A 13968-nucleotide genomic window follows, 5' to 3' on the forward strand; every position below is an offset into this window, starting at 1 on the left:
GGCCGGCAAGGCCCGGCCCATGAGATTTGGATTATACGATTGCAAGACCGCATGCGCAGCCGACGCGTTCAGATCCTGGTGGCACTCGTCCTCACCGCGCTGTGGGGCGCGGGCATCTATGCCACGCACGCCCACGGCCATCTGCGCTTCCTGGACCGGCTCGAAGCCACGTTGACGGATTGGCGAACGCAGGCCCGCGGCGTGCAGCGTCCGCCGGATCTCGTCACCATCGTGGCGATCGACGACACCGTGGTGAAGCGCGGCGGCACCTATCCGCTGCCGCGCGCCGATCTTGCCCGCGTGGTCGATAACATCGTGCAGTTTAAGCCGAAGGTCGTGGCGATCGACCTGCTGCTGGTCGACCGCAGCGCCGCGATCGGCGATGCGACGCTGGCCAACACATTGGCCACCGGCCGCATGGTGCTCGCCGCCGCCGCGATCTTCCCCTCGGCCAGCGAAACCGTGTCACCCAGCAGCGAAGGTCCGCTGGCCGTGCTGCCGGAGGCCGAGCGCTTCCTGCAGCCATTGCCCGCATTCGCCGATCACGCCGAGGTCGGCATCGTCAACGTCGCGACCGGGCAATCGGGCTCGCCGCTCTCGGTGCCGATGCTGTTCCGGACCCGCGACAAGGTCGAGCTGTCGTTTCCGTTGCGCGTTGCGGCGCGCGCGCTCGACGAGCCGCTGACCGTCGCGCCGGGCCATCTCATGCTCGGCGATCGCGTGGTGCCGACCGACAGCAATTTGGCATTGCCGATCACCTATTACGGCCCGCGCCGCACCATCCGTACCGTCAGCGCACAGAGCATCTTCGACGGCACGCTCGATCGCGCGGCCATCGAGAACCGGATCGTCGTAATCGGCGCCTCCGTCGCCGGCGGCGGCGACTTCTATCCGACGCCGTTCGATTCCCTGATGCCCGGCGTCGAGGTGGTCTCGACCGCAATCACGCATCTCGTCGCCGGCGACGCCATCCTGCGTGACCACCGCGTCCGCATTGCCGACGCGCTCACGGCGATCCTGCTGCCGGTGCTGCTGGTCGGCCTGCTCGCCTGGCGGCGCATCGCGCTCGGCACCATGGCGGCGGCCGCGGTGATGATTGCCTGGGCCGGGCTCAACCTGTTCGCGTTCACGCACGGCGTCTGGCTGAACGCCGCGACCACGCTCGCCGCCGCCGTGCCGCCGGTTGCGGTCTTTGCCGGCGTGCAGCTGTGGGCCGGAGGCCGCCGCACGCAATATTTCGCCGCTAAGAGCAGGTCGCTTGCGCAATTCCAGGCTCCGGCGCTGCGGGATTGGCTCTCGCGAGATCCGAACTTCCTCTCGAAGCCGGTGCGGCAGGATGCAGCCGTGGTGTTCGTCGATCTCTCCGGCTTCACCGGTTTGAGCGAGCGGATCGATCCGGACGAGCTCACGGATATTCTGAAGGCGTTTCATGCGCTGATCGACCGGATCGCGATCGATTGCGGCGGCATGATCACGGGCTTTCTCGGCGACGGCGCCATGATCCTGTTCGGGCTGCCGCGCGCGATGCCCGACGATTCGGCGCGCGCGCTGAAATGCGCGGTCGATCTGCATCGCGGCCTCGCACGCTGGATCGCCTCGCTTCCGCCGGCGATCGCGGCTCAGCTCGGCTACAAGATCGGCGCGCATTGCGGCCCGATCGTCGCCTCGCGACTCGGCGAAAGCCATCAGCACATCACGGCGACGGGCGACACCGTCAACGTCGCAAGCCGGCTGATGGAGATTGCCGCCCAGAACGATGCGCGCCTTGCGCTGAGCGACACGCTGCTGGATGCGGCCGACTTCCAGGGCGCGCCCGACGGCGTTCTGTCCGGCCCCCTGCTCGCCCGGGTCCGCGGCCGTTCCGGCGTCGTCACCGTATGGTTCTGGCGCGATCGCGATGGGCCGGGACAGGATGCTGACAAGGCCGAGATGATCGATTAAGCCGCTACCGCGCTTCCGGCGGCGGCGAGCGGTCCAGCACCTCGCCCTTGGCGCCTTCCAGCAGGTCGATGCCGTAGGTCTCGACCACGAGCGGCCCGCGCTTGCGCTGCAATTGCGCCACCTGCGTCACCTTTGCAAAGAGAGCATTGAGGGCAGGATGACCGTCGGCGCGCAGCTCGTCGACATAGAGCAGCTTGCCGGCGAGCAGCTTGGGATCGGGTTCGGCCATGTTGACCCAGCGGATGCGCTGGCTTTGCTGCGCGACGCAGGTGCCGCGCGGCAGATAGAATGCGAGCCAGCTCGTGGTGCCGTAATCCTGCGCCAGCACGCAGGTGGCGCCACTGCGCGCGCGCACCGCTTCGATTCCGGCCGCCAGCTCGCGCCAGCCGACACCGACACTGCGCACGGTTGCATCGCGGCGATATCCGGACAACCAGCCGGTATTGGCCTGCACGATCAAGGCGGCAAACATGACGATGCCCACAGGCGCGGCCCAGCGCAGGCAAACGTCGACGAGGCGCCGCTGACGCGGCTTCCATTGCGCAAGATTGGCCGCGGCGGCCGCGGCAATGACGAACGGCGGATACACCGGCGCGAACCAGTTGGCCTCGACGCGCGCATGCAGCGAATGCCAGACGAAATAGGCGACGATGGTCCAGAACATCGTCTCGATCAGCACGCGCGAAGCCAGCGCGCCGGCGCGCTGCCAGGTCAGCGCATGCAGGCCCATGGCGCCGAGGATGAAGACCAGCGGGGTTGCGAACGCGATCTGGGTCGGGATCAGCTCGGCGATGAAGACCGGGCGGAAGTCCTCGATCTTGGCACGGCCGAGCTGCTTTGCGAACGAGACCCATTGATGGTCGGCATTCCAGAGGATCACCGGCGAGAACAGTGCCAGCGCCACGAGGCCGCCGAGATAGGGCCAGGGCGAGAGGAACCAGCGCCGCAGCTTCGGCACGCAAGCGAGCCAGATCAGGATCGCGGCGCCAAAGAACATCGCGGTGTATTTCGACAATAGCGCCGCGCCGACGGCGGCGCCGACCGCGAGCCACCAGGCGCCGCGTCCGGTCTCCAGCACCTTGGCGAGAAAGAACAGCACGAAGCTGGAGGCGACCAGCAGCGGCGCATCGGGCGTGACGATCAGCGTGCCGACGGAAGCCAGCAGCGTCACGTTGAGCATGATGGCGCTGGTCGCGGCCACACGCACCCCGCCGAACAGAATTGCGGCGGAGCGATAGACCGCATAGCTCATCGGCAGCGCGAGCAGGATCGAGACGAGGCGGACGCCGAGCTCGGTATCGCCCGCGATCATGGTGCCGGCGCGGATCACATAGGCGACCATGGGCGGGTGGTCGTAATAGCCCCCGGCGAGGCTCTTCGACCACATCCAGTAATAGGCTTCGTCGAACGTGATCGGCGTGAAGGCGGCTGCGACGAGCCGCAATCCCACCAGCGCGACAATCAGCAGCGCGGTGTTGCGGACGATCCGCGCGTCGGCCCCGCCCATCACGCGCTATTTCTTGCGCCAGACGAACAGTCCGGACATCGCGTAGTTCCACACCACGCCCATCAACGCGCCGGCCAGGCCGGCCAGCCACCAGATCGGCTCCTGGTCGTAGACCGAGAAGGCGACGCCGACATTGGCGAGCAGGCCGACGCTGCACACGATGTAGAAGGCGATCAGGCCGCGCAGCAGCGCAAAGCCCTTCAGCCGCTGGTCGCGATAGGTGAGGAAATTGTTGAGGATGAAATTACTGGTCATGGCGACGATGGCGCCGGCGGCCTGCGCCTCCGGGAACGGCACGTTGAACAGGCGAAGCGCGATGAACAGCGTGGTCAGGTGCACGACGAGGCCGATGCCGCCGACCATCGCGAACAGGATGAACCGCAGCGAGACGATGTCGTTGGTCAGCTTGGCGAAGACGAGGCCGAGGAAGTCGAGCGCGACCATGGAATCGAGCTTGCTCTCGCCGTGCTGGCGGGCGCCGAAGGTGTAGGGAATCTCGACCGCCCGCAAGCTGCCATGCGCGGTCGCGACGATGTCGAGCAGGATCTTGAAGCCGTGCACGGAGAGTTTTGGCGCGAGCTGCTCGAAGCGGTCGCGGCGGATCATGAAGAAGCCGCTCATGGGATCGGCAATCTCGACCCGCAGCATCTTCTTGGCGACCTCGGTCGCGAGCGCGCTGGCGCCGGCGCGCTGCCTGTTGAAGCCTTCGCTCTTGTAGCCCTCGATGTAGCGGCTGCCGACGACGAGGTCGGCCTGATCGCTCGCGAGCAAGAGCAGCATCTTGGTCAACTGCGTCTCGTCGTGCTGGAGGTCGGCATCGATCACGGCCACATAGGGCGCGCTGGAGGCAAGGATGCCCTCGATGCAGGCGCCCGACAGGCCGCGGCGGCCGATGCGGCGGACGCAGCGCACCCGGCTGTCGCGCTGCGCCAGCTCACGCACGACATCCCAGGTGCCGTCGGGCGAATTGTCATCGACGAACACGACTTCCCAGACGACGTTGGCGAGCGTCGCCTCGAGGCGCCGGTACAGCACGGTGACGTTGTCGCGCTCGTTGAAAGTTGGGACGATGACCGACAGTTCCGGCCCCTCGTGGGCTTGGTTGTCGATGCCCGGTCTGATCGCTTCGTTCATGACGGCAGCGTATATCCGCCGCATCCTGCGCTGCCAAGCCGGGGGTCTGGGGAAGGGCCGAAAAGGGGCCTAAAATGCCAACGACCCCGGAACGGCGGGCCGCGCGTACATCCGGCGCAAGCCTTAAGCAATTCCAAGGTCGTTCCAGCGACGGAGGTCTTTACGCTCAACGTCGCCGTTAGAAGCTAGATGGGAATGGCAAAAGCGTTCCGCAAGGGGGCGGAAATCCGATTTTCAAACCCTATTGGTTGGGCACTTCCCGGATGACCGGCCCGCGCGGCGCGGGCGCGACCGGGGCTGCGGGTGCCGCCGCCGCCGGCTCGGCCTTCGCCGGCTTGGGCGGCTTGCCGTACTGGCCGATCGGCCCGAACACGACGGCAACCGCAAGGACGACCGCCGCGACGATCGCCCCCAGAATGCCACCCACCGACTCAGACGACATGCAAGTTCCTGCTCCAGACGGGCTCACTGATACCATGGATGAGCGCGCGACTGGAAGGCCCAGGGCGAATCGCGAATGGCGAGTGGCGAATGAGCATGGCATGCCTTGTCGCCCTATTCGCGATTCGCCACTCCCCTACTTCTGGGGCGGCCGGTGCTTGACGAAGGCCATCACGATGTCCTTCTGCGCCGCCTCCACCGCTCTGTTCGCGGTGGCGAGATGAGCGCCGGCATCGATATCAGGATATTGCGTGGTGAGATAATCGAGCAGCGTGACCCGGTAATATTGCCGCTCCGACGGACAGGCTCCGGCAACCGAGCGGCCGAAATCCTGCTCCGACAGGCCCTGATTGGACTCGCGCGAATATTCCCGCGCGAGGCAATGCCAATAGTCGTCGCGGCCCTGCTGAGCGAGCTTCTGCGCGCCCTTCGTGTCGTCGTCATCCGCCACGGCAGAACTTGTCATGGCAGCAGATGTCATCATGACGAGTGCGCCCCCCACCAGCAGCATCCGCATCTTGTTCTCCTTCTTCGCGGGCCCGTCGCGAGCTTAGACCGGACCGGCCAACTGGCCAATCACATCTGGTTTGATTAGGATGAGATCCCTCCCCGTCGATGCGAGATCCTCCCGTGGCCAAAGCAAAAACTGCGTCCAAAAAATCCGGCAACATCTTCATCGGTATCGGCGGCTGGACCTTCGAGCCCTGGCGCGGCGTGTTCTATCCGGAGAAGCTGGCGCAGGCGAAGGAGCTGTCCTATGCCGCCTCGAAGCTGACCTCGATCGAGATCAACGGCACCTATTACGGCTCGCAGAAGCCGGAGAGCTTTCGCAAATGGGCGAGCGAGGTGCCTGACGGTTTCGTGTTCTCGGTGAAGGGACCGCGCTTCGCGACCAACCGCCGCGTGCTCGCCGAGGCCGGCGATTCCATCAAGCGGTTCTACGATTCCGGCGTGCTGGAACTCGGCGATCATCTCGGGCCGGTGCTGTGGCAGTTTGCGCCGACGAAGAAGTTCGACGGCGCCGATTTCGGCAAGTTCCTGGAGCTGTTGCCGCGCAAGCTCGAGGGGCGCGCGCTGCGCCATGTCGTGGAAGTGCGCCATGACAGCTTCTGCACGCCGGACTTCGTGGCGCTGATCCGCGAGTTCGAGACGCCCGTGGTTTTCGCCGAGCACGGCAAATATCCCGCCATCGCAGATGTCGCCGGCGATTTCGTCTACGCGCGGCTGCAGAAGGGCAATGACGAGATCAAGACCTGCTATCCGCCGAAGCAGCTCGATGCCTGGGCCCAGCGCTTCCAGGATTGGGCTTCGGGCGGTGAACCCGACGATCTCCCGAAGGTTGACAAGGCCAAGCCGAAGAAGGAGCCGCGCGACGTGTTCGCTTACGTCATCCACGAGGGCAAGGTGCGCGCACCGCACGGCGCCATGGAACTGATCGCACGGGTGAGTTGAGGGTCCCATGGCAAAGGCGAAGAAGCTCTTCACCATCGGCTATGAGCAGACACCGCCGAAGGCCGTGCTGGACGAGCTGGAACAGGCCGGCGTCAAGCTCGTGGTCGACGTGCGCGCGGTGACGTCGTCGCGTCGGCCGGGCTTTTCCAAGAGGCAGCTTTCGGCGGGCCTCGACGAGCGCGGCATCGGCTATGTCCATCTCGCCGCGCTCGGCACGCCGAAGGAAGGCCGCCTCGCCGCCCGCAGCGGTCAATACGACGTGCTGGAGAAGATCTTCTCCAAGCACCTGAAGACGCCGCAGGCGAGGGAAGAGATGGATGAGCTTTCTGCGCTGGTGAAAAAGGCCGGCCCGGTGTGCCTGCTCTGCTACGAGCGCGACCACACCCACTGCCACCGCCAGATGATCGCGGAGATCATCGAGGAGCGCGATGGGGTTGCGGTGAAGAATTTGGCTGGGCGGCAGGTGTAGCCACAGCCGTCATTCCCGGGCGCGCGTAGCGCGAGCTAGGGTGCGCAATTGCGCACCTGAGAATCCATTCCTCCACCAACACTGCGGCTAGATGGATTCCGGGTTCGCGCTACGCGCGCCCCGGAATGACAAGTTACCCCTCCCCCGCCAGCCGGAACGTCCCCTCCATCATCTGCACGCAAGCGCCGCCGACGTGAGCGGATACAATTTTGCCGTCCTGCTTGCGTACGCGGGTCGAGAGGATGCTTGGACGACCCATGTCAAAACCCTGGCCGAGTGTGAGCTTGAGCTCACAATCGCGCGCGGGATCGAGATCGGCGAACAGCGCGGCGGCGGCAACCGTGGCGCTGCCGGTGGCGGGATCCTCGACGAGGCCGCTGGCACCGCGCATGAACATGCGCGCCTGTCGCTCGCAAGGCGCCTCCGTCGCCGGCACATCGCGCGTATAGAACCACACCGAGCGGGCACCGTCGCGCGGCAAGACCTTGCCAAAGGCCGCAGCATCGGGCCGGGCCCGCTTCAGCGCCTCACGCGAATGCAGCTCCATCACCAGAAACGCGTTTCCGACGGTGACGACCTGCGGCTCGTGATTGTCGGTCTTGATGTCGTCGGCAACGAGCGAGATGCAGCTCGCCGCTTCCGCTGTTGACAGCGTTGAGAGCCGCTGCAGCGGCTGCGGCGCGGTGAGCTCGGTTCTGATCACCCTACCCTGCTCTCGCACGATCTCGACCGGGACCAACCCGGCCTTTTCCTCGAACAGCAGGCGTGGCTTCGGCTCCTTCGCCATCGAGGCCAGCACGAAGGCGGTGCCGACATTGGGATGGCCCGCAAAGGCGATCTCCTGCACCGGCGTGAAGATGCGCACCTCGGCGTCGTTGGCTCTGTCTCGCGGCGGCAGCACGAAAGTGGTCTCGGAATAATTGAACTCGGTCGCGATCGCCTGCATCTGCTGCGTCGTCAGCCCGCCGGCATCGAGCACCACAGCGAGCTGGTTGCCGCCGAAGGCGCGGTCGGTGAACACGTCGACGGTGATGTAGCGGCGCTGCATCGTCACTTCCTCATGCAAGTCGCGGCCGCGACCGGCCGCATCGCGCAGCACTCTACAAGCCGAAAACATCGCTCGTCATGCCCCAAAATTGAGTGCAATCGGAGCAATCGCTTGGATGAAAGTGAACTGCGCGCGCCGATGTGTGATGCACATTACCCCAGCTGAAACACCGGTACTTTCTGCTCGTAGCCGCGCACCTCGACCTCGCCGAGCGCGACGGCATCGCTGCCGTCGGCTCCCAGCGCCTCGCGCACGGACGCCGAGATCAAGAGCTGCGAGCCGAAATCCTTGTTCAGCGCCTCGAGTCGCGAGGCGAAGTTCACGGTATCGCCGATGACCGTGTATTCCTTGCGCCGGGGCGAGCCGATATTGCCGGCGACGACCTCGCCGAAATGGATGCCAATGCCGATCCGCAGCGGCCAGCTGCTCTCTGCGTTGATGCGGTCCATTGCCCGGAGCATCTCGCGGCCGGCGGCGACCGCGCGGTGCGCGGCGTCGGATGCTTCCAGCGGCGCGCCGAACAGCGCGAGGAAACCGTCACCGAGAAACTTGTTCACGATGCCGCCCTGGCGGTCGAGAATGTCGACCAGGACGGCGAAGGCGCCGTCGAGCCGGTCGACCACCTCCTGCGGACTGCGCGACTGCGCACCGGCCGTGAAGCCGCGGAAATCGACGAACATCACCGCGACGCGGCGGACGTCGCCGCTAGCGCCCGTTCCCGCCGTCATCAGCCGCTCCACCACCTGCGGCGAGACATGCTGGCCGAACAGATTGGTGACCCGGTCACGCGCGGTGGCGGCCGCGATGCTCGCGGCGAACTGCCGGCGCAATTGCGCGCCGACGGCGCCGGCGAGCACACCGCAGATCAGGATGATGGCGCTGCGCACCGCGTGAAAATAGAGCTGGGGCTCGCCGACGCTGCTCGAGGGATCGTAGACCCGTGCGACCACGAACAGCTCGGCAGCAGCGACGAAGCCGGTGAAGGTCGAGAGCCAGAAATCGAGCCGCAGCGTCGAGAGGATGACGAAAATGAAATACATCAGCGGCACGGCGAAGCCGAGGGCCTGGGTCGCGCCCATGGACCGGATCTGCAGGATGAGGATCACGGTTGGCAGCGACGTCTCGATCAGCGTGCCGATATAGCGCCTGGCCACCGGCACGTCGCGGTCGAGGCGGAGGTTCTTCCTGATCTGGGTGTGGACCCAGACCTCGAACAAAATGAACCCGACGAGCAGGCCGTAGACTTCGGCGAGCCCTTCGGTGCCGCGCCAGACCCGGTTCACCACGGCGGGGTCGATCAGATAGATCGCGGTGAGGAACAGCGTCATGACGCAGCCGGTCGCGATCAGCGCCCGGACCCGCAACAGCTCGGTGCGCAGCACCTCCCGCGTCAGCTCGCGCTCGAAGTCCTCCGACAAGACGGCATGCTGCCGCGCTTTCCTGCTCGCAAACTTGGCCATCCCGCCCCTCGATTCCGGGGTATTGTGCCTCAATCCAGCGTGCGGCGGAAGCGCGTCACCGCGACGATCATGGCGAGCAGCATCAGGGCCGCCAGCGCCAGCGTATCGAAGCGCAAATTCTCCATGGTCGCGCCCTTCAGCATGATGGCGCGGACGATCCGCAAATAATGGGTCAGCGGCAGGCATTCGCCGAGATATTGCGCCCAGGCCGGCATGCCTGCGAACGGGAACATGAAGCCGGAGAGCAGAATGCTCGGCAGGAAGAACATCATCGACATCTGCATGGCCTGGAGCTGGTTCTGAACCAGCGTCGAGATGGTGTAGCCGACCGCCAGATTGGTGGTGATGAACAGCGTCGACAGCAGCGCCAGCAGGACGAGATTGCCGAGCACGGGCACGCCGAACAGGCCGACACCGATGCTGATGATCAGGAAGGCCTGGACGAAGCCGACCAGCACGTAGGGCACGATCTTGCCGAACATCACCTCGATCGGCTTGATCGGCATCGACAACAGGCTCTCCATGGTGCCGCGTTCGACCTCGCGCGTGACCGAGAGCGCGGTGAAGATCAGCATGGTCATGGTGAGGATGGTGCCGACGAGGCCTGGCACGATATTGAGGCTGGAATTCGCGGCCGGATTGTAGCGGGCGTGGGCGCGGATCTCGAACGGCATCTCCGGGGGCTCGCCGATATAGAGATCGTGCGCGAGCGCGGTCTGCACGATCATGCCGAGCGAGCCGAGCGCAGCGCTTGCGGCGACCGGATCGGTGGCGTCGGCCGCGACCAGCAGCGCCGGCCTGTCGCCGCGCCGCACCGCCCGCTCGAAGCCGCGCGGGATCTCGACCCCGAACAGCACCTTGCCGGACTTCAGGAGGTTGTCGAAATCGTCGACGTCGTGAACCTCGTAGAGGAAGCGGAAATATTTGGTGTTCTCCAGCGCCTTCAGCACCGAGCGGGCGAGATCGGAATCCTCCTGGAGCAGCACCGCGCTCGGCAGATGACGCGGCGTGGTGTTGATGGCATAGCCGAACAGCATCAGCTGCATCACCGGCAGCATCACGATCATCGCGAACGAGACGCGGTCGCGCCTCAGCTGGATGAACTCCTTGACCAGCATCGCGTAGGAGCGCCGCAGGAAACCGAAACGCTCGCGGATTTCGCGCCGTGGTTTGGGATGTTCTACCGCGCTCATTGGAAATTGTCCTTGGAGCGTCCCATCAGCTCGATGAACACGTCTTCGAGCGAGGGCTTGGACTTCTGCCAGTGCAGGCCGCCTCTCTCGCGCCAGGGCGCGATGCTGGCTTCGAGCGCCGGGACGTCGCGGCCGGAAACATGCAGCGAGGTGCCGAACGGCGCCACCATGTCGATGCCGGGCTTGCCCGTGAGCGCGGCGCCAAGCTCGTTCAGGTCGTCGCCCGTGACGGTATAGGTCGTCAGCGCGGATTTCGCGATGACCTCCTCCACCGTGCCGTGCGCCAGCAGATAGCCGTAGGCGATGTAGGCGATCTCGTGGCAGCGCTCGGCCTCGTCCATGTAATGGGTCGAGACCAGCACCGTGAGGCCCTCGGCGGCCAGCGCATGGATCTCGTTCCAGAAATCGCGCCGCGCCTTGGGATCGACGCCGGCGGTCGGCTCGTCCAGCAGCAACAATTGTGGATTGGGCAGCGTGCAGGCCCCGAGCGCCAGCCGCTGCTTCCAGCCGCCCGAGAGCTCGCCGGCGAGCTGCTCCTCCCGCCCCGAGAGCCCGAGCCGCTTGATCATGTCGCGCGCGGCGCCGCGCGCGTCAGCGAGGCCATAGAGCCGCGCCACGAATTCGAGGTTCTCGCGCACCGAGAGGTCCTGGTACAGGCTGAAGCGCTGGGTCATGTAGCCGACCTGGCGCTTGATCTTCTCGGCATCGCGGCGGATGTCGTAGCCGAGGCAGGTGCCCTCGCCGCTGTCGGGCGTCAGCAAGCCGCAGAGGATGCGGATGGTGGTGGTCTTGCCCGAGCCGTTGGGACCGAGGAAGCCGTAGATCGAGCCGCGCTTCACCTGCATCGACAGATCGTGCACGACCTCGCGGCCGCCGAATGACTTGGTCAGGCCCTTGACGTCGATTGCGATGCCGTTGCCGTTGCTCATCGCTTGTCCGCCACCGGTGTCTTGGTCTCAGGAGTTTTGGGATTGAGGTGGATGTCGATCGGCTGTCCGACGCGCAAGGCATCGGGCCGCGAGGGTCGCGCCTGGATCAGATAGACCAGCTTGTTGCGCTCTTCGAGGCTGTAGATAACGGGCGGCGTGTATTCGGCCGAGGTCGCGATGAAGTAGATCTTCGCGGTGAGGTCGGCGGCGCAATTGTCACAGGAGACACGCACCGTGTCGCCGATCGCGAGCTTCGGCAGCTCGGTCTCCGGCACGAAGAAGCGCAGCTTCATGTTGCCGGGCGGCATGATCGAGAGCACCGGCCGCTGCGCCGCCACCATCTCGCCTTCGCGGAAATAGATCTGCTGGATGGTGCCGGCGACCGGCGCAAAGCCCTTGCGCCGCGCCATCCGCGTCTCCGAGGTCGCCACCCGCGCCTCCGCGACGCGCAAGGCGGACACGGCGGAATCGAGATTGGCCTGCGTGCCCGAACCGGTCTTGTTCAGCGAGGCCGCACGGTCATAGGTCTGCTGCGCATTCGCAAGCGTCGCCTTCTGCTGGTTGAGGTCGGCAAGCTGGAGATCGTCATCGACGGAATAGAGGTGATCGCCGACCTTGACCTCGTCGCCTTCGCGGACGTTGAGCTTGGTGACGCGCCCGGCTTCGTCCGGACTGACGAAGATCATGTCGGCCTCGACCCAGCCCTGGAAGCCGGGATCGCGCTTCTCCTTGCACCCCGCAAGCCCGGTTGCGAGCACAAGGACCAATGCCAAGAAAGAAATTACTTGCGACGACCTCATGTCGTCCTCCGTTCGCCAAAAATCAAATCGAGATGAACGCGCAGCATCTCCTGCGCGTCGAGCGGCGCATGCCGCGCAAACAGGCTCTGCCAGATCACGGCGATCATCGCGGGCGCGACCAGGATCTGTGGATAGCGCGCGAGGTCCTTCTGCCGGATCTCGCCGCGGGCGATGCCGAGCTCGATCAGCGCGCGCATGGCAGTGATCCCGCGCGAGACCACCTCGCGGTAGTAGAAGTCGGCGACGGACGGAAAGCGCGGCCCCTCCGCCACGATCAGACGCACCAGATCGCCCCGCCTCGTGCCAATCACCTCCTTCAGGAAGTTGCCGGCGAACGTCTCGATGAGGTCGCGCACCGACCCTGCCGGCGGCGGCAGCGTGGTCAGCCGTGCGACCACGGGAACGATGACGATGCGCACCAGCTCCTCGAACATCGATTCCTTGTCTTTGAAGTGCAGGTAGATCGTGCCCTTGGCGACGCCGGCGCGCTTGGCGATGTCGTCGAGCCTGGTGGCGGCGAAGCCGCGCGCGATGAACTCCTCCATCGCCGCCTCCACGATCGCCGCACGCCGCTCCGCCGCACGCGAGGCGCGGTTCGAGGCAGGCGCTGCATCGGGGCCAGCAGTCCCAGGGTCGTTCGCTCCGGTGGGAGCGGCGGAGGGCAAGGCGGCTTTGGTCGGCTTCTTCGTCATTCGATATATATGACTGACTGGTCAGTCATAGTCAAGAGCGCGCGGGGGCGGCGACTGTCCAGACGAATTAGTGTTGACTAATGCATTAGTATCCGCTAATTTGATGGCATGATCGAAGCCACCCCAAACCCCGTCACCACCGTGATGCGCGCCCTTGCCGATCCGACCCGCCGCGCCGTGTTCGAGCGTGTGTTCGAGAGCAAAGAGATCAGCGTCGCCGAGCTGACGCGCGGCAGCGGCGTCACGCAAGGAGCCGTCTCGCAACACCTGAAATCGTTGAAGCAAGCGGGCCTCGTCGCCGAGCGCGCCGAGGGCCGCAACGTCTATTACCGCGCCGCGCCGCAGGGACTCGAGCCGCTGGTCACCTGGATGGACCATTACGGCGTCTTCTGGCGCGAGCGTTTCCGGAACCTGCGTGACCTCTTGAAGGAGATCGACCCGTGAGTGCTGCCGCGTTGAAAGCCGACACAAGAGACATCGTCATCGACGAGGTCTTCCCTCACACAGCCCAGACGATCTGGAAGGCGCTGACCAGCGGACAGCTGATCGGGCGCTGGCTGATGCAGCCGACCGGCTTCGAAGCCGTCGAAGGCAAGGCCTTCACCTTCCAGACCACCCCGGGGGGCAACTGGGACGGCGTGATCCATTGCCGGGTTCTCGAGGTCGTGGCGCATCGCCGCCTCGTCTACGCCTGGAAAGGCGGCGACGAGCGCAACACCGGCTATGGCGCCCCGCTCGACACCGTCGTGACCTGGTCCCTCACCCCGGTCGAAGCCGGCACGCGGATCCGCCTCGTGCATGCGGGCTTCGTCCTGCCCAGGAACGAGTCGGCCTACACGGTGATGAGCGGCGGCTGGAAGAAGGTCGTTCGCAAGCTCGACGAGATCAGCGGCGAAGGTTGA

At 65.6% G+C, this 13968-nt stretch carries 15 protein-coding genes; 5 read left to right on the plus strand and 10 right to left on the minus strand.

The genetic code is table 11. The features are described 5' to 3' along the window. Positions 1 to 51: 51 nt before the first annotated feature. Complete coding sequence (locus tag I6F09_RS06365; RefSeq protein ID WP_225187690.1) at positions 52 to 1941, plus strand: adenylate/guanylate cyclase domain-containing protein; 1890 nt, start codon at positions 52 to 54, stop codon at positions 1939 to 1941. 4 nt (positions 1942 to 1945) lie between these two features. Here I6F09_RS06365 and I6F09_RS06370 read toward each other — a convergent pair whose 3' ends face one another. The 4 genes from I6F09_RS06370 to I6F09_RS06385 form a co-directional block, all read right to left on the minus strand. Continuing rightward, positions 1946 to 3448, minus strand: coding sequence for a glycosyltransferase family 39 protein (locus I6F09_RS06370; RefSeq protein WP_225187691.1), 1503 nt, complete (start codon positions 3446 to 3448; stop codon positions 1946 to 1948). Between the two features lie 6 nt (positions 3449 to 3454). Next, positions 3455 to 4582 (minus strand): glycosyltransferase family 2 protein, encoded by a 1128-nt coding sequence (locus I6F09_RS06375; RefSeq protein WP_225187692.1) that lies wholly within the window; start codon positions 4580 to 4582, stop codon positions 3455 to 3457. A gap of 241 nt (positions 4583 to 4823) precedes the next feature. Then, positions 4824 to 5024 (minus strand): hypothetical protein, encoded by a 201-nt coding sequence (locus I6F09_RS06380; protein WP_036027765.1) that lies wholly within the window; start codon positions 5022 to 5024, stop codon positions 4824 to 4826. Positions 5025 to 5159: 135 nt separating this feature from the next. Continuing rightward, complete coding sequence (locus tag I6F09_RS06385; protein WP_036012816.1) at positions 5160 to 5540, minus strand: hypothetical protein; 381 nt, start codon at positions 5538 to 5540, stop codon at positions 5160 to 5162. A gap of 98 nt (positions 5541 to 5638) precedes the next feature. Here I6F09_RS06385 and I6F09_RS06390 point away from each other — a divergent pair, with 98 nt between their 5' ends. Together I6F09_RS06390 and I6F09_RS06395 are read left to right on the plus strand one after the other, a co-directional pair. Continuing rightward, positions 5639 to 6475 (plus strand): DUF72 domain-containing protein, encoded by an 837-nt coding sequence (locus tag I6F09_RS06390; protein WP_225142632.1) that lies wholly within the window; start codon positions 5639 to 5641, stop codon positions 6473 to 6475. Positions 6476 to 6482: 7 nt separating this feature from the next. Beyond that, the gene (locus I6F09_RS06395; RefSeq protein WP_225185537.1) at positions 6483 to 6944 is read left to right on the plus strand and encodes a DUF488 domain-containing protein; all 462 of its coding nucleotides are present in this window, start codon (positions 6483 to 6485) and stop codon (positions 6942 to 6944) included. A 133-nt stretch (positions 6945 to 7077) separates the two neighbouring features. Here the strand turns inward: I6F09_RS06395 and I6F09_RS06400 are convergent, their stop codons facing one another. The 6 genes from I6F09_RS06400 to I6F09_RS06425 form a co-directional block, all read right to left on the minus strand. Beyond that, complete coding sequence (locus I6F09_RS06400) at positions 7078 to 7992, minus strand: PhzF family phenazine biosynthesis protein (protein WP_225187693.1); 915 nt, start codon at positions 7990 to 7992, stop codon at positions 7078 to 7080. A 152-nt stretch (positions 7993 to 8144) separates the two neighbouring features. Beyond that, a complete protein-coding gene (locus I6F09_RS06405) occupies positions 8145 to 9452 on the minus strand; it encodes an adenylate/guanylate cyclase domain-containing protein (protein WP_225151257.1) in 1308 nt (435 codons plus the stop codon). Between the two features lie 29 nt (positions 9453 to 9481). Then, positions 9482 to 10645, minus strand: a complete 1164-nt coding sequence (locus I6F09_RS06410) for an ABC transporter permease (RefSeq protein ID WP_225187694.1) — start codon at positions 10643 to 10645, stop codon at positions 9482 to 9484. Beyond that, positions 10642 to 11574, minus strand: coding sequence for an ABC transporter ATP-binding protein (locus I6F09_RS06415; RefSeq protein WP_036027774.1), 933 nt, complete (start codon positions 11572 to 11574; stop codon positions 10642 to 10644). The genes I6F09_RS06410 and I6F09_RS06415 overlap by 4 nt, the downstream gene beginning before the upstream one ends. Continuing rightward, entirely contained in the window at positions 11571 to 12374 is an 804-nt protein-coding gene (locus I6F09_RS06420) for an efflux RND transporter periplasmic adaptor subunit (RefSeq protein WP_036027776.1), read from the minus strand. The genes I6F09_RS06415 and I6F09_RS06420 overlap by 4 nt, the downstream gene beginning before the upstream one ends. Beyond that, entirely contained in the window at positions 12371 to 13066 is a 696-nt protein-coding gene (locus tag I6F09_RS06425; RefSeq protein WP_085969158.1) for a TetR/AcrR family transcriptional regulator, read from the minus strand. Before I6F09_RS06425 ends, I6F09_RS06420 begins: the two co-directional genes overlap by 4 nt. Before the next feature lie 108 nt (positions 13067 to 13174). Here I6F09_RS06425 and I6F09_RS06430 point away from each other — a divergent pair, with 108 nt between their 5' ends. Together I6F09_RS06430 and I6F09_RS06435 are read left to right on the plus strand one after the other, a co-directional pair. Continuing rightward, the gene (locus I6F09_RS06430; RefSeq protein WP_036012825.1) at positions 13175 to 13510 is read left to right on the plus strand and encodes a metalloregulator ArsR/SmtB family transcription factor; all 336 of its coding nucleotides are present in this window, start codon (positions 13175 to 13177) and stop codon (positions 13508 to 13510) included. Continuing rightward, positions 13507 to 13968: an SRPBCC domain-containing protein gene (locus tag I6F09_RS06435; RefSeq protein WP_036012826.1), complete on the plus strand. Its 462-nt coding sequence runs from the start codon at positions 13507 to 13509 to the stop codon at positions 13966 to 13968. The genes I6F09_RS06430 and I6F09_RS06435 overlap by 4 nt, the downstream gene beginning before the upstream one ends.

It is taken from the genome of Bradyrhizobium sp. IC3195 (assembly GCF_020193585.1).
Classification (GTDB): Bacteria; Pseudomonadota; Alphaproteobacteria; order Rhizobiales; family Xanthobacteraceae; genus Bradyrhizobium; species Bradyrhizobium yuanmingense.